The sequence below is a fragment of the Bartonella sp. CL63NXGY genome, assembly GCF_042194905.1.
Lineage (GTDB): Bacteria > Pseudomonadota > Alphaproteobacteria > Rhizobiales > Rhizobiaceae > Bartonella.
The window spans coordinates 59,464-86,208 of the sequence record NZ_JBHINK010000003.1 but is presented as its reverse complement, the minus strand read 5'-3'; the positions used below and the strand labels follow the sequence as shown (position 1 = coordinate 86,208).

The 26,745-nt window shown below is 38.5% G+C and carries 22 protein-coding genes and 5 pseudogenes; 16 read left to right on the top strand and 11 right to left on the bottom strand.

The window, feature by feature from the left end:
- Nucleotides 1-382: 382 nt before the first annotated feature.
- Nucleotides 383-629: pseudogene (locus tag ACFIK0_RS02740) on the top strand (ABC transporter); the annotation flags it as partial.
- 854 nt (nucleotides 630-1,483) lie between these two features.
- Entirely contained in the window at nucleotides 1,484-2,749 is a 1,266-nt protein-coding gene (locus ACFIK0_RS02735) for a hypothetical protein (RefSeq protein ID WP_375663451.1), read from the top strand.
- A gap of 500 nt (nucleotides 2,750-3,249) precedes the next feature.
- Here the strand turns inward: ACFIK0_RS02735 and ACFIK0_RS02730 are convergent.
- From ACFIK0_RS02730 to ACFIK0_RS02690, 9 genes and pseudogenes are all read right to left on the bottom strand, one after another.
- Nucleotides 3,250-3,938: pseudogene (locus tag ACFIK0_RS02730) on the bottom strand (inositol monophosphatase family protein); the annotation flags it as partial.
- An 8-nt stretch (nucleotides 3,939-3,946) separates the two neighbouring features.
- Nucleotides 3,947-4,738, bottom strand: coding sequence for an inositol monophosphatase family protein (locus tag ACFIK0_RS02725; RefSeq protein ID WP_273790481.1), 792 nt, complete (start codon nucleotides 4,736-4,738; stop codon nucleotides 3,947-3,949).
- An 11-nt stretch (nucleotides 4,739-4,749) separates the two neighbouring features.
- Nucleotides 4,750-5,325, bottom strand: coding sequence for an elongation factor P (gene efp / locus ACFIK0_RS02720; RefSeq protein ID WP_015856958.1), 576 nt, complete (start codon nucleotides 5,323-5,325; stop codon nucleotides 4,750-4,752).
- A 430-nt stretch (nucleotides 5,326-5,755) separates the two neighbouring features.
- Nucleotides 5,756-6,139, bottom strand: a pseudogene (locus tag ACFIK0_RS02715) (helix-turn-helix domain-containing protein).
- 352 nt (nucleotides 6,140-6,491) lie between these two features.
- The gene (locus tag ACFIK0_RS02710; RefSeq protein WP_375658038.1) at nucleotides 6,492-6,890 is read right to left on the bottom strand and encodes a hypothetical protein; all 399 of its coding nucleotides are present in this window, start codon (nucleotides 6,888-6,890) and stop codon (nucleotides 6,492-6,494) included.
- A gap of 630 nt (nucleotides 6,891-7,520) precedes the next feature.
- Entirely contained in the window at nucleotides 7,521-7,889 is a 369-nt protein-coding gene (locus ACFIK0_RS02705; protein WP_375663450.1) for a helix-turn-helix domain-containing protein, read from the bottom strand.
- A gap of 605 nt (nucleotides 7,890-8,494) precedes the next feature.
- Nucleotides 8,495-9,538 (bottom strand): tetratricopeptide repeat protein, encoded by a 1,044-nt coding sequence (locus tag ACFIK0_RS02700; RefSeq protein ID WP_375630927.1) that lies wholly within the window; start codon nucleotides 9,536-9,538, stop codon nucleotides 8,495-8,497.
- 363 nt (nucleotides 9,539-9,901) lie between these two features.
- A pseudogene (locus tag ACFIK0_RS02695) lies at nucleotides 9,902-10,266 on the bottom strand (helix-turn-helix domain-containing protein).
- 371 nt (nucleotides 10,267-10,637) lie between these two features.
- The gene (locus tag ACFIK0_RS02690; protein WP_375663449.1) at nucleotides 10,638-11,039 is read right to left on the bottom strand and encodes a helix-turn-helix domain-containing protein; all 402 of its coding nucleotides are present in this window, start codon (nucleotides 11,037-11,039) and stop codon (nucleotides 10,638-10,640) included.
- Nucleotides 11,040-11,504: 465 nt separating this feature from the next.
- On the opposite strand from ACFIK0_RS02690, the gene ACFIK0_RS02685 reads away from it, so the two are divergent.
- Nucleotides 11,505-11,693 carry an antitoxin gene (locus tag ACFIK0_RS02685; RefSeq protein ID WP_273790475.1) on the top strand — a complete coding sequence of 63 codons (189 nt, stop codon included), beginning with the start codon at nucleotides 11,505-11,507 and terminating at the stop codon, nucleotides 11,691-11,693.
- A complete protein-coding gene (locus ACFIK0_RS02680) occupies nucleotides 11,671-11,955 on the top strand; it encodes a type II toxin-antitoxin system RelE/ParE family toxin (RefSeq protein WP_375663448.1) in 285 nt (94 codons plus the stop codon). Before ACFIK0_RS02685 ends, ACFIK0_RS02680 begins: the two co-directional genes overlap by 23 nt.
- A gap of 295 nt (nucleotides 11,956-12,250) precedes the next feature.
- On the opposite strand, the gene ACFIK0_RS02675 is transcribed toward ACFIK0_RS02680, so the two are convergent.
- Nucleotides 12,251-12,991, bottom strand: coding sequence for a TIR domain-containing protein (locus ACFIK0_RS02675; protein ID WP_375663447.1), 741 nt, complete (start codon nucleotides 12,989-12,991; stop codon nucleotides 12,251-12,253).
- 309 nt (nucleotides 12,992-13,300) lie between these two features.
- Complete coding sequence (locus tag ACFIK0_RS02670; RefSeq protein ID WP_375663446.1) at nucleotides 13,301-13,963, bottom strand: thiamine phosphate synthase; 663 nt, start codon at nucleotides 13,961-13,963, stop codon at nucleotides 13,301-13,303.
- Nucleotides 13,964-14,328: 365 nt separating this feature from the next.
- On the opposite strand from ACFIK0_RS02670, the gene ACFIK0_RS02665 reads away from it, so the two are divergent.
- The 12 genes and pseudogenes from ACFIK0_RS02665 (at nucleotide 14,329) to tolB (ending at nucleotide 26,519) form a co-directional block, all read left to right on the top strand.
- Nucleotides 14,329-15,471, top strand: a complete 1,143-nt coding sequence (locus ACFIK0_RS02665; RefSeq protein WP_375663445.1) for an OpgC family protein — start codon at nucleotides 14,329-14,331, stop codon at nucleotides 15,469-15,471.
- Nucleotides 15,472-15,650: 179 nt separating this feature from the next.
- On the top strand, nucleotides 15,651-16,169 hold the full coding sequence (locus tag ACFIK0_RS02660) for a DUF1465 family protein (RefSeq protein ID WP_375649927.1): 519 nt from the start codon (nucleotides 15,651-15,653) through the stop codon (nucleotides 16,167-16,169).
- Nucleotides 16,170-16,190: 21 nt separating this feature from the next.
- Nucleotides 16,191-16,435, top strand: a pseudogene (locus tag ACFIK0_RS02655) (DUF1465 domain-containing protein); the annotation flags it as partial.
- 199 nt (nucleotides 16,436-16,634) lie between these two features.
- On the top strand, nucleotides 16,635-16,769 hold the full coding sequence (locus ACFIK0_RS02650; RefSeq protein WP_375663444.1) for a hypothetical protein: 135 nt from the start codon (nucleotides 16,635-16,637) through the stop codon (nucleotides 16,767-16,769).
- A gap of 1,004 nt (nucleotides 16,770-17,773) precedes the next feature.
- A complete protein-coding gene (gene ruvC / locus ACFIK0_RS02645) occupies nucleotides 17,774-18,289 on the top strand; it encodes a crossover junction endodeoxyribonuclease RuvC (protein WP_375663443.1) in 516 nt (171 codons plus the stop codon).
- A 13-nt stretch (nucleotides 18,290-18,302) separates the two neighbouring features.
- Nucleotides 18,303-18,917, top strand: a complete 615-nt coding sequence (ruvA, locus tag ACFIK0_RS02640) for a Holliday junction branch migration protein RuvA (RefSeq protein WP_273790467.1) — start codon at nucleotides 18,303-18,305, stop codon at nucleotides 18,915-18,917.
- 13 nt (nucleotides 18,918-18,930) lie between these two features.
- Nucleotides 18,931-20,025 carry a Holliday junction branch migration DNA helicase RuvB gene (gene ruvB / locus ACFIK0_RS02635; protein ID WP_273790466.1) on the top strand — a complete coding sequence of 365 codons (1,095 nt, stop codon included), beginning with the start codon at nucleotides 18,931-18,933 and terminating at the stop codon, nucleotides 20,023-20,025.
- A 224-nt stretch (nucleotides 20,026-20,249) separates the two neighbouring features.
- Nucleotides 20,250-20,690, top strand: a complete 441-nt coding sequence (ybgC, locus tag ACFIK0_RS02630) for a tol-pal system-associated acyl-CoA thioesterase (RefSeq protein ID WP_273790465.1) — start codon at nucleotides 20,250-20,252, stop codon at nucleotides 20,688-20,690.
- A 1,700-nt stretch (nucleotides 20,691-22,390) separates the two neighbouring features.
- Nucleotides 22,391-23,104 carry a protein TolQ gene (tolQ, locus tag ACFIK0_RS02625; protein WP_273790464.1) on the top strand — a complete coding sequence of 238 codons (714 nt, stop codon included), beginning with the start codon at nucleotides 22,391-22,393 and terminating at the stop codon, nucleotides 23,102-23,104.
- A 14-nt stretch (nucleotides 23,105-23,118) separates the two neighbouring features.
- Nucleotides 23,119-23,574, top strand: coding sequence for a protein TolR (gene tolR, locus ACFIK0_RS02620; protein ID WP_273790463.1), 456 nt, complete (start codon nucleotides 23,119-23,121; stop codon nucleotides 23,572-23,574).
- Between the two features lie 108 nt (nucleotides 23,575-23,682).
- The gene (locus ACFIK0_RS02615) at nucleotides 23,683-25,155 is read left to right on the top strand and encodes a cell envelope biogenesis protein TolA (protein ID WP_375663442.1); all 1,473 of its coding nucleotides are present in this window, start codon (nucleotides 23,683-23,685) and stop codon (nucleotides 25,153-25,155) included.
- A 38-nt stretch (nucleotides 25,156-25,193) separates the two neighbouring features.
- The gene (gene tolB, locus ACFIK0_RS02610) at nucleotides 25,194-26,519 is read left to right on the top strand and encodes a Tol-Pal system beta propeller repeat protein TolB (protein WP_375663441.1); all 1,326 of its coding nucleotides are present in this window, start codon (nucleotides 25,194-25,196) and stop codon (nucleotides 26,517-26,519) included.
- Nucleotides 26,520-26,745 lie beyond the last annotated feature (226 nt).

The window sequence follows — 26,745 nt, the reverse complement described above, 5'->3', positions numbered from 1 at the left end:
GAATTTATTCAAGCTTTACCAAACGTCTTTGATACGCAAGTAGAAGAACGTGGTACTATGCTTTCTGGGGGCAAAAACAACGCATTGATATTGCACGGGCGATTTTAAGAAATGCAGCCCTCTTGTTGCAAGCCGGCACCATCATTGTATTTGCCAACTCGTGGATGTTGCTACAGCCCTTGGCACTTGAGATAATTTATTATAGGCATTTTAAGCCCTTTCTTAATAGTTTTTTTATTCACGCGGGCTCTCCCTGCTTGTAAAGTGCAAAAGACATGGTTTTTGTTGATTCAACATGGAACAGGTTTGAAATGAGAGAATCTTACGGTATTCGGAATTCTCATTCAACATACAAAACAATGAATTATTATTATAAATCAAACTTTTACTGCTTGATGAAGCAACATTTTCTTTAGATGCAAACAGTGAAAAGTTAGTGCAAGATGCCTTAGAAGGATTGATGCAAATCATACAACCTTGGTCATTGCACATCGTTTGGCAACAGTTTTAAAAGCAGATCGTATTCTCGTGATGGATAAAGGCGCTTTTGTGGAAGAAGGAACACACAACTCATTATAAAAAATAATGTTTATGCGCATTTGGCTAAACTGCAATTCTCATCTGAGTAAGTGATCTTGATACAAGAGCAGTATCTTTAAGGGCATAAACAGCACTCTTTTCAGACAGGCTTATCAATTTGAAACTCTCATGGAAAAAAGAAAGGCAAGCATTGAGATGTTTTTCTTTTTTAATAGGCTGTTCTTTTTTTTTGCCTGAGATGAAGTATTTTTATAAAGACACTTCTGTGTACGAAATATAAAATAATACCCAGTTAAATCGCTATGGACTATTAAGATGAGCGAAGAGTTCTCTTTATAACAGCACTGTCACGTTGATTTATAATGATAACTCATTGTTTTTCATGAAAGATCTTACATGGAATTTCTCGTTTCAAATTTGATTATGTTGCATTAGTCAAAACCATGTCTCTTGCATATACCAAGCAGAGAGAGCTCGCGTGAAGTAAAAATACTTAAAGAAAGAATAAGTCTTCTTCATGAAGCGTCTCAAGTTTTAGGGGCTGTAGTAATATTGAGGGGATTAGGAAAGTGTATGATGATGTCGCTTTACTAAAAAAGAGCCGATAAATGAGTAGAAAGACGCTTTTTATCAATTTTATAAAACAAGGTGAGCACGCAGCCATGTTTTGCTGTGTTAGGCTTTTGAGTACTTTGAACCAATATTGTGGGAGTGCATTTTAAGAATTATAAAGCTCTTCTTAAAAGTGCATAAATCATTAGAGCAGTACAATTAAATACAAATTGTTTTATTTTACCAATAAAAATATCTATATTTTGTTTATTTTTTTCATAAAAATAGAATATATAGCAAATCCTGAATCAATTATATACATATTGATACAATATCGAGGGATCGATAAAAGAGCTGCGTTAAATACTGGTGAGAATAAAAGAAAGCAAGAATGAGTGATCACGATACTTTCATAGTTATAGTAGGAATAGTTATAATAGGGAGCATAATCTATAGTCTTTGGTTAGCAAATTATCAGAAAAAGCAATTAAGTGAACAACTTGAGCAATATGAGAAATTATGGCAGCTAAAAGATCGAGAGTGCGCGATATACCAAGATATTATTGCACAATGGGAACAAAGGCTTGTTAAAAAAACTCAAAAAATATCGCCAAAATGGATTAAACAATGGGATGAAGAAGTAAAGGAATGGGAAAGGAGTATATTAGAGATAAAAAAAATTGGATACATTTCTGAATCTTATGAATCTAAAAAACAGCAGCATCCAATGGTACAAGATATTTGTGCTCAAGGATATGTAGATATATTTTTTCTCTATGAAAAGGCGCTGGAAGTAGAATTTACTGCTGAGCACATCGAAAGAATAAATGAATTAATGATGCGTCCAATTTTTAAAGAAACTTATCCTAAAGTTGTGCGATTCATGAGACAGAATGGTGTCACATTACGAAAGTTTGTGGACCCTTTGACGAAAAAAAAGCGCTATAAGCCTACAATGCTGTTGTTTCATTGGTGGTTATATATGATTGATGATATGATTACAGCTGAATACGAACAGCAACAAAAAGATAAAGCTTCAGGGCTCTATCGTGACTTAGCATCTCTGGAAATTTACTTTGAAGACATACCTAAATATACTGAATATGAAACGCTAAAAAAACTGGGAGGATTTGGGAGTATGCCTGGTGACAGTAGTGTACTATGCATTTGTAAAAGAGAGCTTCTATCCTTATTGTATGATGTTTCCAGTGATTATAAGGCGGCAAGAGAAACTTTCATTTACTATAAGATGCTTATTGATACGGTGAAAGAAGGATATATTGCCTTTGATAAAAGTTGTTGTTACTCTACGGTTGAAAGGGCAATGGAAGTTTGTAAAGAGAGAGATAAAGAAGAGAAAAAAGACCTAGTCCTTGATGAAAAGATACCAACATTTGAAGAAGCTTACAAATTAGGCGTTAAAGAGTGGATGAAATCATCAAATGAGAAATGCGATAACCGGTTGATTTTTTGGGAGAAGCTTACCACACAAACAAAATTACAAGTTATCTTTGGGGATGAGAAGGTAAAGGTGCTGGAAGAGGCTATTGATAAAAATAAAGAACAGTTTGAGAATGAAATACAGGCAGCGGTTCTCGCAAATAACTATTTGAAGTGCAATAAATCTTATGCCTATTTGATACATACTTTAGAATAATGCTGAAAAGAAGGAGAAGCTGATAACAATTGTATGAATCGGTGAATTTACTGAAACCTCTGTTATCACACGCGGTGGTGAAACATATTGATAAGCAGTGAGAGTAATGTAGAGCAGCTCTTACCAAAAAGGAGAGAGTGGGCTCTTCTAGAGTCAATATTTTTGCGTGCAGTGTAAGAATGATCTCTCAAGAGAAGTAGGAGAGGCTTTTGCCTCAGGTTCGATAATTGCTTTTTGGGGCGTTTTGTTATGATGGGATTTGTTTTTATTGCCTTTTGCAGCTTGTTTGCAGGGGAATTTGAATAACAGAAACGTCAATAAGGTAAGCTATTGGGGATTGCTTTTGTGGGGGGTATAGCAAGTACATTTTTTGTTCGTGGTGATGTTTTTTGTCACTATCTAATCAGTTATTTCCTATCGTTTTCTGTAAAGAAAATAAAAAACTCTTTCTTCACATGGTTTGTTTAAGGTTCTAAGGGTTTTGTAAAAAACTGTAAGAGTTAAATACCTTTTTTGAGGGTTTTTTCTAATTTTAGGCGAATGTGTTTATTGCAAGCAATGATGTGTTTTTGCGAAATATATCGCTGCCGCCTTCTTTATCAGTGACAAAACCACCGGTTTTGCGAAGCATCAGTATGCTGGTAGTTTTATCAAAAATGTGCAGGTTATCTCCCCAAAAACCATCGGTTTTTTCTGCGGCGACATAAGCTAAATTCGAGAGCAGCAGCACCAAAACGGCGAAGTTTGGCAACTTCCATCATTATATTGCGTAATTCAATAAGATAGGTTCCATGATTTGGACGACCAAAATGAGGCATTTCCCGTGGCAATGACACAATCTTCTAGTCTACGCCGTGCAGAAACGCGACAGCGTCGGTCATTGAAAAAAGCACCACATCCGCGTTCTGCGGTGAAGAGTTCATCACTCACGGGATTGTAAATGACACCACCAACGATTTTTCCTTGGCTTTCTAAGGCAATGGAAACAGCAAAAAAGGGAATGCCATGGAGAAAATTTGTGGTGCCATCTCAAAGGGTCAACAATAAAACGGTGTTGTGAATCTTCGCCAATGATTTCTTCTGACTCTTCCATCAGAAAACCAAATTTGAGGCGCGCTTTGCTTAATTCATTGAAAATAATTTTTTCCGCTTTGCGATCTGCTTGGCTGACATAATCTGCTAGATCTTTTCTGAGGTTTAAATGCCTTTTTTGAGGGTTTTTTCTAATTTTAGGCGAATGTGTTCATTGCCGGCAATGATATTTTTTTTGCGGAATATATCGCTACCGCCTTCTTTATCGGTGACAAAACCACCTGCTTCACGAACCATCAGTATTCCAGCAGCCATATCCCAAATTTGCAGGTTATCTTCCCAAAAGCCATCGGTTCTTCCAGCAGCAACATAAGCTAAATCAAGCGCAGCAGCACCAAAACGGCGAAGTCCGGCAACCTCTGCCATCACATTACGTAATTCAATAAGATAGGCTCCATGATTTGGGCGACCAAAATGAGGCATGCCTGTGGCAATGACACAATCTTCTAGTCTGCGCCGTGCAGAAACGCGACAGCGGCGGTCATTGAAAAAAGCACCACACCCGCGTTCTGCGGTGAAGAGTTCATCATTCACGGGATTGTAAATGACACCACCAACGATTTTCCCTTGGCTTTCTAAGGCAATGGAAACAGCAAAAAAAGGAATGCCATGGAGAAAATTTGTGGTGCCATCTAAAGGGTCAACAATAAAACGGTGTTGTGAATCTTCTCCAATGATTTCTTCTGACTCTTCCATCAGAAAACCAAATTTGGGGCGCGCTTTGCTTAATTCATTGAAAATAATTTTTTCCGCTTTGCGATCTGCTTGGCTGACATAATCTGCTGGTCCTTTCAAAGACACTTGCAAATTTTGCACTTCACCGTAATCACGTACCAACGAGCGTCCTGCTTTCATTGCAGCTTGCACCATGACATTCATGACTGCAGAATGGGCCATTTTTTATTCCTTTATTTATCTTTTTCATTTGCACGACGCAAATAAATCAACTCATTGGTGTCTACAATGATACGTTCACCAGCATTCATAAAGGGGGGAACAAGAATACGAATCCCGTTTTCAAGAATGGCGGGTTTATAAGAGGAGGTAACCGTTTGTCCTTTGATGGCAGGATCGGCTTCCGCAATCGTGACAGCAACTTGATCAGGAAGTGAGATGCCAATAGGCTTTTCTTGATAAAGTTCAACTGTGACGGTCATCCCATCTTGGAGAAACGCAGCACGTTCACCAACAAAATCCTTTTGAAGTTCAAGTTGTTCATAAGATTCTGAATCCATAAAGACCAAAGCATCCCCTTGTTGATAAAGAAATGTGAAATCCTTTTGTTCAAGGCGCACGCGTTCAACGGTCTCAGCAGCGCGAAATCGTTCATTAAGTTTTGTACCATCAATCAAATTTTTCATTTCAACTTGGTTAAATGCACCACCTTTTCCTGGTTTTACAGCGTTGCATTTAACTGCAACCCATAAACTTCCTTGATGTTCGATCACATTACCAGGGCGAATTTCATTGCCATTAATTTTCATCGTTTCTATCCAATTCTATTCTTGCAAAAAGAACTCTCTTGTTGTCTTTATGGCGCTTTTCTTTGCTGCCTTTAACAGTCAAGCTCTTTTGTTATTTTCGGGCTAAAATCCCTTTGATTAACCTTGCGGCTCTCTCATGGTCCTGTGTGCTCTTTATGGGCTTTCTCCTGCTTTTTGCAAAGAGAAAAGCTTAAGTAAAAAAGGACCTTTATGTATTTTTGCTTTTCAGTTCTTTGCAAGACCATAAAAAGCGCTCAGACGCAAGCTTTTTAAAAATTTGCACAAAAATTTTTTAGAATTTTTGGGGAAATTTATCCCGTTGTGTCGTAAAATATCATCATTGATGGCAATGATATAATTGATGGTAATGATATAAGTTCCCTAAAACCATGAGGTGTTTTTAATTAAGAATATGTGAATACGGAGTTTATTATGAGTGTCTCATGGGATAGAGCGTGGTGTGTGTTATCGCGGGGTGTTCGTTTGTATTCTTATCAGAGATCAGCTGTAAAAAGGCTTTCTGTTTTATCGAGATTAGGACTCTAAATTTTTTTAAAAGCAGGTATTTTTCTGTACTTGATGCGATTTCATCATGAGAGTACGGGGGCTGTTGTTTTGTTAAGATATCAGCATAGAAAAAGGAAAGTAGAACATTTGAGATATCGGCCATTTCTTTTAAACGCCCTACGCTGACACAATTTAAGCCGTTTTCATATTTCTGGATTTGTTGGAAAGTGACACCTAAATGTTAACCTAATGTTTTTTGAGACATTTTTAGCATTTTTCGTCTCAAACGAATTTTTTGCCAATGAATTTGCCACTGAAAATGTCGTTATAAGGATTTTACCAAGACCCTAGAAAATGCTACACGGGATATAGAAAACTCTTCAGCTGCTTCAATCACAGATAGTCCAAGTTTTGCATTTACATCTTCGCGTAACAATTCACTAGGGTGTGGGGCATTTTCATTATTTTTAGTATTCTTCTTTTCTTAAATCTCAAAGCTATAATTTACACTATTTTGTATTGTCACAATCTATAATAAAATTTATCCACTCTGGCTAAAAATGAGGTTTTTTATTGAGGTGCAAATCTCTTTGCCTTTCGCAAGAGCTTTTAAGTCTTTACGTGTAAAATATAGAGAATGTTTACATTAAATAGCGGGTTCATCTGGGCTGAGTACTTATATGAGCACGTAGTTCTCCGTTCACACTATACTGAAAAAGAGACACTATAGTGCTACTATTTAATTTTATTCTATACCTCAAATTCACACCCATGTTTTGTTGCTTTTGAGGTTGATCTGTATAGATCACATTATATCCATTCCGTCGCAACAGATTGATAAATAAAGGAGTAAAGTTGTCTGCTGTATTATTTTTCTTTATAAGAAATGTGGTTGTAGCTGGTGGTAGAGGTCTCTTGATATCGCTAATAAATTTGTTAGCGACTAATTGTGCCTGACGCTTTGTAAGACTTTGATCAACATAATTTGATGAATAATTGCCTACAGATGCGCAACCAGCCACCAACACAACCGGTGACAGCAATAAATATTTTAACATCTTTAATTCCCCTTACTTATTGTTGCTCTTTATTTGCGAAGCTTCTCTTCCAGAAATAAGAGCAACTTTACGCATAGCACATTAACAACATATCGGTATCTAATCAATCAGTTAATTAATCAATGAATAATGGTTTCAGCTGTAAAGGTTGCTTGAAGTGCTTCTGGTGGCGTATATTTTAATAAACTGCTGCTTTTAGTGATTATGATAAAAAAGCAATTTTTTGCGTTTGCATGTTAAGATCATGTCCTCCATCTCTATTATAAAATGATGTGTTAAGTGTTATTCCAGATTGATCAAAAAAATTTTCAAGCATTGCTTTTTGAGGGCTATCTTTTTTTAAATACGTATGAATGCTTATTCTGTTTGCTGTAAAATACTGTCGTTTGAGGTGTGGTGCTATAAGACATAAAACTTTGCACATGTGATGTTTTTATGAGAGTGTGTGGTGAATATTTGAGGGAGCTTGTCCGGATAATCTTGTGAAATGAACCACATAAAATGGGAAGCTAAAAGAGTTCTGTTCTGAGAAGACGGATTGTTTCCCAACTGGATAGGGAAGGGGCTTCTGTCCTTTGAGGGGTGGGAGGCAAGTCAAGAATAGAGAGTGTAGCGCCCTATATTATGATGTTAAAAGCTTTCATTTTGATCAGAGAGTAATTGTAAAATGGCTCTTTGTTTTATCAAGGTTAGAACTCTAAATCTTTTGAGCAGCAGGTATTCTTCTGTACTTGATGCGATTTCATCATGAAGGTATGGGGGCTGTTGTTTTGCTGAGGTGTCCGCATAGAAAAAAACAAGTGGAACATTTAAGATATCGGCAATTTCTTTTAAACGCCCTGCGCTGACACGATTTAAGCCGTTTTCATATTTCTGGATTTGTTGGAAAGTAACACCTAAATGTTGACCTAATGTTTTTTGAGACATTTTTAGCATTTTTCGTCTCAAACGAATTTTTTTGCCAATGAAAATGTCGTTATCAAGATTTCTGGCTCGCATTTTAAAGCCCCCGCCGGTTGCGAGCGCCCTCGCGTTGGTATTCCGGGAGTCTAAAAACACTGAACTCAAATCAGCATTTTGCTTTTAGTGCTGAAAGCACTTGGACATAGCAAAATCTCCCGGAATCCCGGGATACCCGCAAAGCGGGGTCAATTCATGTTTGAGTTTTCGGGTTTTTAGATCCCTATTGGTCGTTGCGTATGCGACCAAGACACTTTTCAAGTCATAAAGTAATTTTAGGAAATTTACAATAAAAAATAGCTTTTTTATAAGAGACGGCGTGTTTTTCGTCCAAGCAAAAAGAATGAAAAAATAGAGCTTTCGGAATTTTCAGGATAGCCTAGCTCTTTTGCTTATTGGGTATTGTTTGCTTAAGCAAATGATACCAGTGCGTTTTCTTTACCAATGAAAATGTCGTTATCAAGATTTTTGGCTCGCATTTTAAAGCCCCCGCCGGTTGCGAGCGCCCTCGCGTTGGTATTCCGGGAGCTTGAAAATACTGAACTCAAATCAGCCTTTTTGCTTTTAGTGCTTAAAGCACCTGGACAGAGCAAAATCTCCCGGAATTTCTATAAATTTTATCTTTTTGATGCATAGAGGAGTATTTAAAAAACAGGAAGGAGCTTTATTGCTTCTTTGTGCGCTTTTTCTAGTTGTGCCTTATCCATGCCTTGGAGCATTATTTCAAGATCAGGAGCTTGCATTTTTGCCTCCTTTGCGAGCATATACCATGCCGCTGCCATTATTATATCGCCTTTTGTTCCTGTGCCATCTCGATAAAGCCTTGCAAGGGAAATCTGTGCTGGTGCTACCATGTTGATAGCATTTCTTTGAAGTAAATGAAAAGCACGCTGAAAATCTGTTTCTCCTCCACGCCCCTGTACAAGCCATTGTGCTAAATGAAGTTGAGCTTTTAAGTGATTGTTTTGAGCCGCTACCTCCATGAGCTTGCGGGCATTGCGATCATCTTTTGGTCGCTTTAACGTGCCTAAGGAAAGAATTTTTGCAGCAGAAAAAGCAGCATCAGCATCCCCAAGAGCAGCACCTTTTAAGTACCATTTTAAGGCTTGCTCTATTGCTTCATTTTCACGACTTTGGGAAGAAACACCAGGGAGAGCTTGTTTTTCCTGTGAGGCTTTATAAAGAAGCAGTTGTCCATAATAAAAATAGGCTTCCTTGACGCCTGCTTTGACAGCTTTTTGAATGAATTGCTCACCAAGTCCTTGATTTTGTTTTATAAAGTTACCATCAAACAACATAAGTCCATAGCGTAGTTGTGCTTGGGGTTCCCCCTGTTTTGCAGCGCGTTCAAACCATAAAGCAGCACGCGCACCGTCAATAGGAACAGCACATCCTTCCATATAAATTCGGGCAAGAAGAGTTTGTGCAAAAGGATCATTTTTTTCAGCACGTCGGAGTGCTTCACGAAAAGCTTTTAAATAATAACCTTGGATGTAATAGTCATAGGCTTGGTCATAGTCTCCAGCTTTTAAGGGCTGAAAGGGTTCTTGAGTGTTTGAAGCTTCTTGAATCGTATTGAAAGAGCTTTCAGAATTTGAGATTTCTTCAGTGTTTCCCGCTGAAATTACAGCAGAACTTGCAAGCCCAATCACGCCTAAGATAAGCAGCTTCACGCTTCTCTTGATCATGGTGTTTTCTCCTCATTACCGATCAGAATTTTCACATTTTTTTTTATCATTACAAGCCGTATAAGAATCTCATTTCTATATTACTTTTTATCTCTCAGTTTTTCGTCTTGGTTCAAGGTAGGGTTGGGTAAGTTAAAAAAGTAGCATAAATGTCGACGAGAGACAGACTGTTTAAAACAGTTCTGTTAAAAATAAAACAGTCCTGTTAAAAATAATAATGATGAGGGGTTATCGTATGTAAAGATGCTTATCTTCTATTATATCAATGGCTTCTCCCCCTAAAATGAAAAAATGCTTACAATGGAGGTTGCTTTTAAAAATACGTATGAATGCTTATGAATAGCGCACGCTATTCATGTGATGTTAGCTTGCATTCTCATCAGAGATCAGCTGTAAAAAGGCTTTCTTTTTTACCGTTGTTAGAACTCTAAATCTTTTGAGCAGCAGGTATTCCTCTGTGTTTGATGCGATTTCATCATGATGATATGGGGGCTGGTGTTTTGTAATGATATCGGCATAAAAAAGGAAAGTGGAACATTCAAAATATCAGAAATTTCCATTAATCGCCCTGCGCTGACACGATTTAAGCCGTTTTCATATTTTTGAATTTGTTGGAAAGTGACACCTAAAGCGTGTCCTAAAGTTGTTTGAGACATTTTTAGCATTTTTCGTCTCAAACGAATTTTTTTGCCAATAAAAAGATCAATATTAAGATTTTGAGATTGCATTTTTCCCCGCCGGTTGCGAGCGCCCTCGCATGAGTATTCCGGGAGCTTGAAAGTACTGAAATCTAATCAGCTTTTTTTGCTTTTAGTGCTTAAAGCACCTGGACATAGCAAAAACTCCCGGAATTCCGGGATACCCACAAAGTGGGGTAAATTCATGTTTAGATTTTCGGGCTTTCAAGACCCTCTTGGTCGTTGCGTATGCGACCAAAACATCTTTTAATTCATAAAGTAATTTTAGGAAATTTACAATAAAAATTAAAATAGTGTCTCTTAACGTGTCGTTTCTTAAAATGGAGGGGTGGCATGTTTTGCATTCAAGCAATAAAGTGTTCACAAAGGGGACTTTGAATAGCACACACTATCGCGTTATGTTAGCTTGCATTCTCATCAGAGATCAGCTGTAAAAAGGCTTTCTTTTTTACCGTTGTTAGAATTCTAAATCTTTTGAGCAGCAGGTATTCCTCTGTGCTTGATGCGATTTCATCATGGTGGTATGGGGACTGCTGTTTTGTTAAGATATCCGCGTAAAAAAAGGCAATGGGAACATTCAAGATATCGGAAATTTTCTTTAATCGCCCTGCGCTGACACGATTTAAGCCGTTTTCATATTTTTGAATTTGTTGGAAGCTTACGCCTAAAGCGTGCCCTAAAGTTGTTTGAGACATTTTTAGCATTTTTCGTCTCAAACGAATTTTTTTGCCAATGAAAATATCATTATCAAGATCTTTGGTTTGCATTTTAAAGCCCCCCGCCGGTCGCGAGCGCCCTCGCATGAGTATTCCGGGAGCTTGAAAATACTGAGTTCTAGTCAGCCTTTTTGCTTTTAGTGCTTAAAGCACCTGGACATAGCAAAAACTCCCGGAATTCCGGGATACCCACAAAGTGGGTTCATCTTTACGCTAGAACTTAGGGTTTTCAAGGCCCCTTTTGGTCGTTGCGTATGCGACCAAAACATCTTTTAATTCATAAAGTAATTTCAGGAAATTTACAATAAAAATAGTTTTTTACTTACAAAATTTGTTTTTTATGAGAGGCTATCCGCTTCTTAAATCTCTCTGGAATGATTGTCAAAATCATGACATTAGCCTTCGTGTTTTTTGAGAGGGTTAAAAAGCCTTAAGTTTTAAGATCAAAAGAACTTTGGACGCTTAAAAGTTAAACATTTTCAATTCGCTAATATTGACAACATAGACAAGAGTAATTATCTCCAATATTCAGGAATAGAAAGGACATATATTATGAAGCCCACCCTTTCTCCGCTAATTTCAGAGTTCGAAACCGTTGAACAGGAAAGCAGCTACACTGCATGGCTGCGCGATAAGGTAGCGAGAAGTCTTGCAAATCCATATCCTCCTATTCCGCATGATGAGGTTATGGCTGAAATGGAAGTTATAATCAGTCAGCTTGAAGCTGAACAGGACAAGTGATGCTTCCGGTTGTTTGGTTGTCTTCGGCGCGCGACGATTTGCGTCAGATGTTACCTATATTGCTCGCGAGAAACCATCTGCTGCGCGCCGAATGAAAAGGTTTTTGGAAGCATCCGTACTGCCATTGGCTGAACATCCATATTTATACAGACAGAGTGAGAAGGTATTAGGATTACGAGAAATTGTAGCGCATCCAAATTACCTTATATTGTATCGAGTAGCTGCACATCAAATCGAAATTGTAGCTGTAGTACATGCCTGACGTGAATTTCCTATTTTTCTTTAATCTAATGAGAGGCTGCCTCTTAAACTTTGCAAGTCCATCAAAATCATGACATCAGCCCCGCGTTTATCAAAGAGACTAAAATGATCTTCTACGGTAGTGAATTCACACGCGGTCTCTTCATTAAAATTTGCACAATCGCTTGCTGTTTGAAGAAGGGTAGGGGGTGGATCGTTTCTCTGTGCTATAGGATGAGTGTGTCTGTGGAATGTGGTGGGGTGCCTTGTGGTTTTGGGCGTGCGCTTTAAAAAATAAACATAAGCATTATTCAAATTTAACGTGATGCTGTAGCAAATTTTTTTGCATCTAAATTGTAGCCAACTTCACATAGTCGATCAATAAGATCCGGAAGTGTTTCTTTTACGTGTTCATTAAAAGGAATGTATTTAAGCCCACCAAAATCTGAAGGGAGTTCAAGGTCTTGTTTTTTTAGAATAGCGACATTTTTGCGAGAAAGTGCAGCGGTTAACATGCCCATTTCGAAAATAACGTTTTGTCGTGCACGAAATTGTTCTTTTTTTTCTCTGTCAGATCTAGCATAGCCTATATCATCGGGAGTAAATAGTACAATACCAAATCCTATAGAATCTTTACAAGCTTCTTTTTCCAAAATTTCAATGAGGGTTAAACCATTACCACCAGTATTTTTTAAGATGTATGGTTCGAGACCAAGCCTGCGAAGAATAAGTTCAAGTTGCTCTAGAGCAATATGGTCATGGCCATGAACGATAAAGATTTTTTTATTTGAAGGATTGGAAGCAGTTTTTGAGGAAGGAATCGTTGATGTTTCTTCTAGATGCTTTGCTAAATCTTCTGTTAGCTTTTGTTTTATGTTTGCGCTGCCTTGAACTTGAAGTTTTCCTGTGCTTTTAAACCAATTAGTAGTGCCTCCTTCGGAGGTTTTGATCTGATATCCTTCAGGGGATGGATGTGATAGAGGTTTAGTTTCTTTGATTTGATATCCAGCTTTGCGAATTATGTTTTTAAGATCTTCAAGTGTTCCGCTATATTGCATTTTTATGTCCCCTGCATATTTGTATCGTCAGCTATTGGTATTCAGTACCAATATTGAAAATGACCATTTTCCCCAATCACAATGCTTTGTCTTTATAAGACATTGAACGAGAAAGTTTCTATGATCCTTTTTTCTATATATTATATGAAAAAAGACGCTAGTTTTTTTATCAATTTGATTGAATTATTAAGCAATTTTATTGAGTTTCGAGGTATTCTCTTTATCTGTTATTGTGTGTTCTATATAAGTAATATAGTGGTGAGTATTTGGATTTTTATTAACACTTTATTTATAAATTCTCCTCCTATATTACAAGGGGGTGTTCTCACATTTTTCTTGCATTGTTTTAAGCAGTATTAAGGGGTTGTCGTTCCCAAAAATCACTTCTTCTACAGCAATGAATTCACATCCAGTCTTTAAGACTTCATCAAAGGTTGAAAAATCGCTTCCTGCTTGGATAATGGCGGGGGTTTGCATAATTTCTGCCCACCATGTTGCTAACTGGAGATTGCGGGGGTGCGCTTGGGGTTTTTTATCAGCACCGAGTTTTCCAAAGAACAGGTAATCAACACCTGTTTCCGCTGCAAGCATAGCACTATGGCGATTGCGTAAATTGCCAAAGCCTATGATTTTTTGTTCCTTTTGCTGATTTTTGAAGCTTTCAAGAGCGTTAAGATCATCTTCTATGTGCAATCCATCAGCCTTTATGCGCCCAGCAATGCGGCTGTCATCAGCGATGAGAAGGGCTGCGTCATGATGTTGAATATCTTCTGCGTAAGTTTGCGCTTGTTGTTGTAAAAAAGAGCCATCATCTTTCAACTTTTCAGAATCATGGAGGATGACGCATGCAAAAGACTTTGTTTGCAAAATTTGCTGCAAAAATGTGTGTGGGGTGTTGCGCCGAACATCAAGTGTTAAAATCAACTGAGGGAAAAGAGGTGGATCAATTGGTTTATTTTTTTGTTGTGTCATGTCAAATCCCTGTTTCTTAGAAAAAATAACGCTTAAAAATTAAAGTTTCATTCTATTATGCTTATTTGTGATAAAAGTGACCACCATTTTCACGTAATTTAAAGGATTTGTGGGTGTGTGGGAGCCTGCTTATGAGAAATGAAAGTGTTTTTAAGCATAATATGTTGCCTTTTTGTTGTGATACACGTATGGACGCTTTTCGTTCTTTTGCCTTTAAAAAACTTTTGCCTTTTAAAAAATAAACGCTTAAAATGAAACTTGACACTTAAAAATTAAAATTTCATCCTGTTCATGCTTGTTGGCAATAAGGGTAAGCACCATTTTTATGGGACTTCAAGGGGGGTGTGACGTGTGGGAGTCCACTGATGAAATACCAAGGTATTCTTGAGCATAATACTCAACCTTTTCGCCGTGATACACGTATTGATGTTTTTCGTTCTTTAGCCTTATTGACGATTTTCATCAACCATATTCCCAGAACGATCTATGAGTCTTTTACTCATAGAAATTTCGGTTTTTCTGATTGTGCAGAAGTGTTTGTTTTGCTTTCAGGGATTGCTCTTGGGTTAAGCTTTCATGGACGGTTACAGCAAAAATCCTTTGCTTTTATTATCCGAAAACTTTGGTACAGAGCTCTGCAGCTCTATGGTGCATATCTTTTTACTACTTTTGTCACGTTAAGTCTTTTTTTTGCTGCCTTTTTATTATGGAAAACAGAAAAACTTTTATCGATGAACAATGTGGGACTCTTTTTTAAAGAGCCTAGTATCGCATTTTTGAGTACCTTAAGCTTTGGGCATCAATTGGGATATAATAATATTCTTCCTCTTTATATCGTTTTGATGTTTTTTGCGCCTTTTATCCTTTATTTGAGTTGTAAGCAGACAAAATGGCTGCTTTTGGGCTCCTTTACACTGTATCTTATCTGCGGATTTTATAAAATTGCTCCTCCTTCTTATCCTTTAAAGGGAAAGTGGTTTTTAAATCCTTTGTCTTGGCAATTCTTATTTGTCATAGGATTGACCAGTACTTTAGCGCTTAAACAAGGAAAAAAAATCGCTTTTCAGTCTTTTTGGATTGTTTGTGCGGCAGCGTATCTCTTGTTGGCGCTGTTATGGGTTCGCTTAAACTGGTGGGGCATTTTGGGGTGGCTTGGCTGGTCTTCCCCATTGTTGAACTTTAATAAAACCTTTTTAAGCTTGCCACGTTTACTCCATGTTCTTGCATTAGCCTTTCTCATTCTTTCTTTGCCGCGCATCAATAAATGGTTTTATGTCTCTCAGAAACATCCTTTAGCAATTTTAGGAAAACATAGTTTACCGGTCTTTGTAACGGGAACCATTTTTGCGATGTTTGGACAAATTATAAAAACAGTGATGACAGAAACGTTTTTTTCCGATACCCTCTTAATAATAACGGGTATTGCTTTGCAATTTGGAGTCGCTTATTATTGTGAAAAACGGCAATCTTGGCAGTGGTCATTTTCAAGGAAAATGATCCGTTTATAAAAAACATTCCTATAGTGTTTGTTGGGCACGTTAACCTTAGTATAAAAAGTGCGTTGCGCAAAAAAATTAAAAGAGGTAGCAGTTTTAAAAAAAGCGTTCTATACAGCAACAAAAGAAACTTTTTAATACTCTGTTCGTTGAGTGGTATAATTTTGTGCTGATACTTGGAGTATAAAAGCGTGAGTGTACATAAACGTCCATATGATGAACCTATTATCATGATTGAGCATAATGCTTTTGAAAATGCTTTTAATCGTCTCTATGAAGAAACAATGGCGCTGATTGAAAAAACCGCAGCGTATATTGACTCAGAAGGGAAATTAGTAGCACGCTCTCTTTCGGCAGAGGTTTCTGCAATCTATGCAAAAGAGGCTATGTATTTAAGTACACGACTTATGCAAATCGCTTCTCAACTCCTTCTTCTTCGCGCAGAGCGTGAAGGGGAAATGTCATCAGAACAAATAAAAAAAGAAATTGTAAAAGTGTCACTTCATACACCGACATTGGAACTTGAAACCCCGCATTGGCATGAATTGCCAGAAATTTTTCGCCAATTTGTTTCTCATTCATTGCGTTTAGAAGCGCGGATAACCTATATGCGTGCTGGGTGGGAAACTGCGGCCTCCTGTGCTCTAGAAGATGATAATCCAGTGGGAAAACAAATCGAATTGCTCAAAACAGCCTTTGGGCGTTCTTAGAGGTACTCCCTTGCTTTGTGCGAAGGGGAAATGTCATCAGAACAAATAAAAAAAGAAATTGTAAAAGTGTCACTTCATACACTGAGCATTGGAACTTGAAACCCCTCATTGGCATGAATTGCCAGAAATTTTTCGCCAATTTGTTTCTCATTCATTGCGTTTAGAAGCGTGCATTTTTTTCATTTAGAGATGCTGCTGTAGTTTAAGCACTTTGGTCAATAAGCGGCGGCTTTATCTTGAACGATGATAATCTAGTGGGAAAATAAATCGAATTATTGAAAACAGCTTTTGGGCGTGCTGAGAATAATAGCTCCTTGCTTCTTTCTTGCGATATTTAGAGCAGTATACCCATTTTTTTTTACAACCGAAATTTCACAACTAAAACTAATCTAGAGTGCTTTTTTCTGCCTAATTTCTATTTGAGCGTAGGAAATATCTTGAGCTTATAGCTGAAGGGTATAGGTATTGATTGTAAATTATGGCATGGGATGGAGTATGGTTGGTTTTGTGGGAAATCGGCTTTGGTTGATTGCATCTGGAACACTTTCTGTTGATCTATCGTGTGATTTTGTTTTGGTTATGATAATGATCTGGCTCTAAGATAGAGTAGGGGCTTGTACATCAATTTATTTATGCTCTATAATTTATGCCTATAAAGCTGCTGTAAAGTGTGTGTTATGAGGATGATACACATTGTTACAGTTTTTGGGCTTCTTTTGTTTTGAATGGAAGGTATTTTCCTTCGCGTAAAATAAAATATCCAAAATAAAGTGCCATATAGTGCCATATAATGAATGTCCTATAGGCTCTCTGTGCCCCCATGCATGTTCCTCTCTATGAAATGTCCCTCTCTACGCAATGTCATTGTGGTGTGATGAGTATATTCAAAAATATCTCTCAGTTCTTATTCATATCCGTTGAGCCTCTCTCATTTTTACGCTTGCAAAGGAAAAAGCCGGCACTATCATCATCTTTACCACTCCCCAATGTTGCGGCAGCCTTTGGAACTTGAGACAATTCATTAGAGGCATTATTTTTAGTCCTTTCTTGTACAGTTTCACTCTATACGGCAATCCCACGTTTCATATGTAAGAGAATGGTTTTGATTGCTTCAATATAAACAGATTTGTAATGAGAAAATCTTAGGATATTCGGGATTCTTATGCAACATACAAAATAATTAATTATCTTTATAAATCAACGTGTTGTCTTGTTATGGTAGCGCCATGCTATAATGTAAAAAGTTTTCGCAAAGTGTGTAGCATCTGTTTCATAGCCTCTTTATACTTATGAATGTGCAATCTAGCACTGATCTATTTTCTCGCTTGCGATGTTTAACCGTTATGGCATTGGAAATGATATAGAAAGGGAATTTTTATGCTTTAGAGGGTGCTTGATAGGGTGCTTGCTTGTGATGTGTGAATGGTTTTGATTGATTTCAGTTATGCTTCATAAAGATGCTGTTCGTTGCGTGTTATAATTGTATAAATTTGGGGGGATGATTATCTTTTTACTGGTTTTGTCTTGGGTTGCTGTTTTCTTTGTGGTCTTGTCTTTATTCACATCTTTATTCACAGGGGGGAAAAGTGTATAGACTGTAGTTTATGGCAGAGACGATTCGTATTATAGGCATTGATCCCGGATTACGGCGTACAGGGTGGGGCGTTATCGATGTTGCGGGTAATCGTCTTCAGTTTATTGCAGCAGGGACGGTTTCTTCTGATGTAAAGTGTGAGCTGGCTTCCAGACTATGTCAGATCCACAAAGGTCTTTCAGAGGTTGTGCATCAATTTATGCCCCATGAAGCTGCTGTAGAACACGTGTTTGTCAACAAAGATGCTACAGCAACTTTAAAACTTGGGCAAGCGCGTGCAATTGCACTGCTGGTTCCTGCGCAAGCAAATCTTTCTGTTTTTGAATATGCGCCCAACAAAGTGAAAAAATCGGTTATTGGTGTTGGACATGGGGCTAAAGAACAAATCCATATGATGGTCAAAGTTCTCCTCCCACGGGCTGAATTTGATAGCAGTGATGCGGCTGATGCTCTTGCTCTTGCTCTTTGTCATAGTATGCACCGTAAGAGTATTGACCGATCTTATCAGGCAAGGATGGCGGTATGATTGGGGTGGCAACATGATTGGCAAATTAAAGGGCACTCTTGAACATATCTTTGATGATCATATCCTTCTTGATGTGCACGGTGTGGGTTATGTTGTTTTTGTGTCAAATCGGCTGCGTCCTTCTTTACCCTCTGTTGGGGAGGCGTTAAGCCTTTTTATTGAAACGCATGTTCGGGAAGACGCAATCCGCCTTTTTGGTTTTGCTACAAGAGCTGAACAGGAGTGGTTTTGTCTTCTACAAAATGTTCCTGGAGTAGGGGCAAAGGTTGCTTTGGCAATCTTGGGTACTTTATCGCCAGATGAACTTGCACAGGCTATTGCCTTAAACGATGTTGCGATGATTAGTCGAGCGCCGGGCGTTGGTAAAAAAGTCAGTGAAAGAATTGTGGGTGAGTTGAAAAGTAAAACACTCCCCTTTGAACAAGCGCTCAAGACTGTTTCGGTTTCTCAGCGTGAGATGACCAATCAACCTGCGCATGATGCGCTTTCCGCGTTGATGAAGCTAGGGTTTGAACGGGAGCATGCATCCCGTGCTCTTGCTCTTGCGATGAACGCTCTTGAGGGGGAAACTGTTTCTTCTGCCCTGCTGATCCGCCATAGTCTCAAATTGCTTTCTTCTCCTACTTAAAATCAAGGTAACAATGCATAAAGATGAAGATAAACGCCTTCTGGGTTCCGCCTCCCTTCCTAACGATCCAGATCGTTCCTTAAGACCACAAGTTCTCGATGACTTTATTGGTCAAGAAGCGGCACGGGCTAATTTAAAAATATTTATTGAAGCAGCAAAAACGCGGCAAGAAGCGCTGGATCACGTTTTGTTTGTAGGGCCACCGGGGTTGGGAAAAACAACGCTTTCACAGATTATGGCAAAAGAATTAGGCGTTAATTTTCGCTCTACTTCAGGGCCGGTCATTGCTAAAGCAGGAGATTTAGCCGCTCTCTTGACCAATCTTGAAGAACGTGATGTCTTGTTTATTGATGAAATTCATCGCTTAAATCCGGCGATTGAGGAAATTCTTTATCCAGCCATGGAAGATTATCAACTTGATTTGATCATTGGGGAGGGGCCGGCCGCACGCTCGGTGAAAATTGATCTGGCTAAATTTACTTTGGTAGCGGCAACCACACGTTTGGGGCTTTTGACCACACCGCTGAGAGACCGTTTTGGCATCCCAATTCGTCTCAATTTTTATACGATAGAAGAATTGGAATATATTGTGCAGCGTAATGCGCGGCTTTTTGCCGTCAAGATTAGTGATGATGGTGCCCATGAAATTGCACGCCGAGCACGGGGGACCCCTCGTATTGCCGGACGGCTTTTACGGCGCGTTTGTGATTTTGCTTTGGTTAAACAAGCAAAACAAATTGACCAAAAAATCGCCGATGAAGCGCTTTCGCGCCTTGAGGTCGATCATCTTGGTCTTGATCCGCTTGACCGCCGCTACTTGCTCCTGATTGCGGAAACTTTTTTAGGGGGACCGGTGGGGATTGAAACGATTGCTGCTGCTTTATCAGAACCACGCGATGCCATTGAAGATATTGTTGAACCGTATTTGCTCCAACAAGGTTTTATTCAAAGAACTGCTCGTGGACGCATTCTAACTGAAAAGGCTTGGAGCCATTTAGGGCTTTCTGCTCCAGCCTCTACAACGTCTATACAAAGGCGTTCTCAACTTTCTGATGCTCAAGACAATTCATTACTTCAGACGTCTTTATGGGATGGGGAAGATGACTAAGGCATTTCTTCATTAAAAGAAACTATTTGAACATTTTATAGCAAGGTCATAAAATACAAGAGACGTGCTTCCTTTAACATATTCTGGTCGAAAAAGTTTGGCACTATTGAGGGTTTTTTGCTTTTGCTTTCCACAACTTCAACACAAAAATGTGTTCAATCTTTTGATTGATAAACAATTTGCTATATTAGCTATATTAGATGATTTTATGGGGCATGAAGTCGATGACAGAAATAACACCTTTTAAGAGCAATCATACAAACGCTTTTCATAATTTTCAGGTCCGCGTTTATGTTGCTGATACAGATTTTTCCGGTGTGGTTTATCATGCGCGTTATCTTGAGTTTTTTGAACGAGGACGTTCAGAGTTTTTACGAGATGCCGGTTTTAATAATAAGATGTTAGCAGCAGGGGTTGAGGGAGAAAAACTGTTTTTTGTTGTTCGTCATATGGAAATTAATTTTTCAAGACCAGCTAAAATTGATAATCTTTTAGTCGTTAAAACACGTGTTACTCATATCCAAGGGGCACGCTTTTTTATGGAGCAATCTATTTTGCATGAGATGACCACGTTGGTAACAGCCAAAGTTGAAATTGCTCTGATTAATGAGGAGGCAAAACCGCGACGTTTACCCAAAGAACTTTTTGCAAAAATTCTTGGTTAAAAGTATTATTCATTGAACCAGCAGCTTTAGGAGAGATCGGCAGATATAAAGTAATCTACAATCTAAAACTATACATTTATCATAGCCTAAATGTTTTCCAACAAGGTTACACGATACAGCAAAAGAAAACAGCTCTGCTACAACACTACAATAAATTGAAGATGATATTTCACAAAATTAAACACGCCTCATCCATGTTATGATTCAAAAACAATGTCGCCTCATCCATTTTCTGCTATAAACTCAAGATATTTTCTTTCTTTTGAAGAAAGGTTTATTGGCATCGGAAAACAGCGAAAAGTACAAAAAAATAAATAAAAAATGGATTAAGATTTGTTTTTATAAAAATGCACATACCCAGCGCAATATTGCAATAAAGTGATAATAAGCCATTAGGTCGAAAATTGTCTCAAAACACCCAAAGGGTGTTTTTAAGCAATTTGATTTGTTTTTTTACTGGATTGTCATTTGGCATCACAAGAGCGCGTGTTTCATCTATAATGCATCACTTTATGTGCGCTTCTAAGCGTAGTAAATGAGTGAGAGATCAATGTATATAAAGCAGAAATGCATTCTTGATTTAAAGTTTCAAAAGCATATTATTATATAATATATTGACTGAGAAAGATAAATTATCACTTCTCACGGGTACAAATTCCAATAGAGTAATGAGAGTAAAATACTTTCATTTCAAATCTGTTCATGTTGAAACAATTAAAATCATTTGCTTATACATCATAAGAGAGCAATAAAAATCATTGAAAAAATTGTAAAAATGTTCCTTATGTATCATTTTCAATGCAATAACGATCAAATATCGCAAGAGAGCAAAGAGAGCGAAGAAGCTGGTTTTCATGAAGTAAAGACGTGAAAAGGCTTTTTTCATATCACAGAAGCTTTTACGTTATACCATAGTGCCAGAGAGATGATAGGCATTGAAAGAGGCAAATTCACAACACAATGAGATTACATGAGACTTACACTAGATTATATAGGACTTGTAGGGGTGCGTGGGGGAGGCGCATTGTTGTGAGGTGTGGTAGGGTGGTTTAGTGTCGTTTTTTTGCCCGATGGTGTGATCTTATTAAAGAATGAGAGAAACAATAGCCTGAGGCAAAGCATAATTTTTCATGATGATAACATATTTATTTATAATGATAATTCACAGCGTTGCAATTTTTAGATAATTCTGAAACTTGTAAGATTTTTTCTTTTCAAGCTCTATTGCTGCGAATTAATTAAAAACATTTTCTTACATGTCACAAGCGGGGTTGATGAGTGGGTACAAAAACACTTAAGAAAGGAATAAAATGCTTCTTATGAATCTTTTCAAGTGCTAAGACTTATTGCAGCATTTTAAGCTTAAAACGCGTATGATGATTTAGCGTTCTTTTCATAAGCGTAAAGATGGTGGTGCATAATAGATTTTATATTATGCATTTTTATATCTTTTATTTTTATAGTATTTATGGAGAAGTTCTTATCGTTATATTTTTCATAAATGCTGTTGTGAAATGAGGAGGGGCCTGCATTGAGGGATGTCTCTCGTCATCACTTTTTAAGGAAATTTAAGAAACAAGTCTTGTTTTAGCGCATGGATTTATGTGAGACTAGAGTTTTTACTTAAATTTAGAAACTATAAAATAATCTGTTTTATAAAACTTTTAAAAATACACCTTTCATTTAGAGGGACAAAAATTATGCCGCATGGTGAACTAACAAATCCGGAAACAATTGGAATGTTGCATTTGTTTATGCAAGCGAGTTGGATCGTGAAAGGTGTTATGATTGGGTTGCTGCTCGCTTCCATCTGGAGTTGGGCAATTATTTTTGATAAAATTTTTACGTATCGGAGAATACGGCGTGAAATAAAGCAGTTTGAACGTACATTTTGGTCCGGCAAAGCGCTAGAAGATCTTTATGCATCATGCAAAAGTCAACGTACCAATAGTATATCCGCAGTTTTTATAGCAGCAATGGTTGAATGGAAAAAATCTCTTGAAAAAGGGACCCATACATCGAAAAGTTTGCAGAGCAGAATTGATAAGGCTATGGATTTGACGCTGGGACGTGAAAGTGAAAAAATAGAATCAAAATTAAGTTTTCTTGCGACACTGGGGTCTGCGGGACCTTTTATCGGACTTTTTGGAACAGTTATTGGTATTATGGAGTCTTTTCTTTCTATTTCAGCTTCTCAAAATACATCACTTGCCATTGTCGCGCCGGGGATTGCAGAAGCGCTTTTGGCAACCGCTATTGGTTTGTTTGCAGCAATTCCAGCCGTTATTGCTTATAACAAGTTGACTCATGAAAGTGCGCGCATCATTGCACAAATAGAAAATTTTGCCGATGAATTTTCAACAATTGTATCGCGGCGTATTGATGAAACACGCACAGCACCTTCCTCTTTATAAAAAGGAGCTTATCCATGGGCGTTTCTGTTGCTTCTTCTTCTTCTCGCAAAAATACACGTAGGCGGCATCATTCACGAAGCCAACTGATGAGTGAGATCAATGTCACTCCTTTTGTGGATGTCATGCTGGTCTTGTTGATTATTTTTATGGTCTCTGCTCCCCTTTTAGTGAACGGTGTTCCTCTAGATTTGCCTCGTAGTCAAGCGGGTCCCGTACGAGCTCAAAAAACACCCCTTACGGTTTCACTTGACGCGCAAGGGCGCTTTGCCATTAATCAAGATTATTATGAAACGTCACAGGCCCTGATTGCACACCTGAAAACTCTTCTGGAGGCAGATGCTACACAAAAAGATCAACGGGTTTTTGTGCGGGTTGCTAAAACTGTTGAATATCAGCAGGTATTAAAACTGCTGGCGGATATTCAAAAAGCGGGGTTTTCTCAAGTTGCGTTAGCAAGTCTAGCACAATAAATAATAAGTAATAAAATTGCGCATAACCGGTTGTTTTTAATTTTTTTTTAAAAAGAGCATAGAGTGATTAAAAATGAAAAAATGTAAGGCATAAATAAGGCATAAAGAATGAATAAAGACTCCTATCATAGTATGAAACGAGGCTTGGCTTTATCCCTTGTGGTCCATGTCATTTTTCTCAGTTGGGGAGCCATTCAGTTTACAAGCTCTGTCTCTTTACCACAACCATTGGAAGCAATTCCCATTACTCTTGCTCCTTTAGTGGACGAGTTTTCTTCTCAACAAGGAGCCGTGAAGGCTCCTATCCGTGCAATCCCTGCCATAAAACCAACTATGCAGCCACAAGAGAAAGAAGATGCACGCCATATTGGAGAGGGACAAATAGATAGTCTTGCACCATTTCAACCAAAGGAAAAGCCGCGTCCCGTTGAAACAGCATCGCCACCATCAAGCGAGAACACATCAGAAACATTTGCACCAGAACTTACAAAACCAGAATTATTAGAAGCAAAAACAGAGGATGCGCCCAAGGTTGCACCTGAGATGCCTTTGGAGGCACCAGAGGATGCGCCCAAGGTTGCGCCTGAGATGCCTTTGGAGGCACCACCGGAGGATGCGCCCAAGGTTGCACCTGAGATGCCTTTGGAGGCACCACCGGAGGATGCGCCCAAGGTTGCGCCTGAGATGCCTTTGGAGGCACCAGAGGATGCGCCCAAGGTTGCGCCTGAGATGCCTTTGGAGGCACCACCGGAGGATGCGCCCAAGGCTGTACCTGAGATGCCTTTGGAGGCACCAGAGGATGCGCCCAAGGTTGCACCTGAGATGCCTTTGGAGGCACCAGAGGATGCGCCCAAGGTTGCACCTGAGATGCCTTTGAGAGTGCCGGAAGATGCCTCTAAGGTTGCGCTCAAGCCTGCGCACAAAAATGAAGAGATGATATCGCCAAAAGAATTGGCTCCAACGGTCCCAAAAGTACCAGCAGAGCAGATTGTTCATCAAGCGCCCAAAATTGTACTTCCAGAAAAATCTCTTCTTCCACAGTTTAAACCAAAGTTTGACGAAAAATCTCCAAGGAAGAATGAGGCTGCATTGAATCAAAATACGCCAAAGCTTAACAAGAAAAACCAAGAGAAACAGACCATTGAAGATATTTTAGCTCTGGAGGAAAATAATTTGCTTAATCGTGCGCGGTCACAAGGAGGGGGGGCAAAACGTTCTCATACACCAGAAGCTTTGGGTGCAAGAAAAAATATTAATGATACCACAAAAATGGCACAAACATTGGTCAATATTGCGGGGGGATGTATTCAACAGAAGCTTAAACTTGTGGCGCTTGGCGGCGATTTAAAAAACCGTCCGGTTGTGCGGTTGCGATTTTACTTAGACCGTGAAGGGATGGTTGTGGGTGATCCTATCATTGATCCCGTAAGCGGCCTTGAGAGTCAACAAGCTATTATGATAAGGCAGGTGTATGCTGCTGTCTTTTCATGCCAACCTTATGCAGATCTCCCACGTGATCAATATGATCTATGGGGGCAAGGTTTTGACTTTAATGTTGATCCCCTCCAAGAAATAAGATGATAAACGAGAAAAAAGCGCTTAACGAAAGGACACATTCCATGATGACTATAACGAGACATAAAGTTTTTGCTTGGTTTATTGTCACTTGTGGGTTGTGGCTTTCAAGTATTTCATCGGGTTATGCGCAATTGAAAGGAACTATTTCGAGCGCTGATTTTAATCCCATTCCCATTGCAATTACAGACTTTATTTCCAATGATTCGATTGGGTTGAAAATATCTGCTGTGGTGACAGCCGATCTTGAACGGTCGGGGCTTTTTTTACCGCTTGATAAAGCAAATTTTTTTGAAAACATTTCTAATCCTAATAAACAACCGCATTTTGCTTCTTGGCAGAAAATAAAAGCGCAAGGTTTAGTTACTGGGCAAGTCATGAGAGAAATCGATGGACGTTTGAGGGTCGATTTTCGTTTATGGGATGTTTTTGGACAAAGACAATTGAAAGGACGGCGTTTTTATACCGCGACAGAACGTTGGCGGCGTGTGGCACATATGATCGCAGATGAGATCTATAGTGAGATGACAGGAGAAAGTGGTTATTTTGATACACGAATTGTTTTTATCGATGAAACAGGCCCCCAAAATGCACGCATTAAACGCTTAGCAATGATGGATCAAGATGGCGCAAATTTGATTTATATGTCTGATGGAAGTGAATTGGTGCTTACGCCGCGTTTTTCCCCAACAAGACAAGAAATGACCTATATGGCTTATGAGGACAATCAAGTACCTCATGTTTATCTCCAACAAATTGAAATGGGGCAAAGAGAGTTGATCGGAACGTTTAATAACATGACAATTGCTCCACGTTTTTCTTCTGATGGACAAAAAGTTATCATGAGTTTGTTACAAAATGATGGGAGTGCCAATCTTTACACCATGGATTTACGAACCCGTACGATGACGCGACTTACAACAACTTCTGCTATTGATACTTCTGCTTCTTATTCACCGGATGGAAAACAAATCGTCTTTTCTTCAGATCGTAGTGGAAAGCCGCAAATCTATAAAATGAATGCGGATGGGAGTGATATTCAGCGTATTTCTTCAAACGATGGGAGTTATTCAACACCTATTTGGTCTCCACGGGGTGACTATATCGCCTTTACAAAACAATTAAACGGACAATTTTCTATCGGTGTTATGCGCCCTGATGGACAAGGAGAACGAATTTTAACCACGGGGTTTCACAATGAAGGACCAACTTGGGCCCCTAATGGTCGTGTGCTGATGTTCTTTCGCAAAAATCCCGGTATGGGACCAAAAATTTATACGATTGATATTACGGGTCGCAATGAACGTCAATTACCCACCCCCAATGATGCTTCAGATCCAGCATGGTCGCCTTTGCTCAATATACAGTAAAACAAAATGCTTAAAAACAGAATATAGAAGGAATACAGTCTCAAGTTTAAACAATCTCAATAGTTTTTTAATTATTTAAAAGAAGGAATTGATTATAGTGGGCATGGGGAGTTATGTAGGTTTCATCTATCATCTACGGTTGTTGATCGATAATGGAATTTCCTTGGGGGAAAATGCTTAAAAAAATTCAAAACAATACCTTGAAAAAATAGAGCCGAAAATTCTG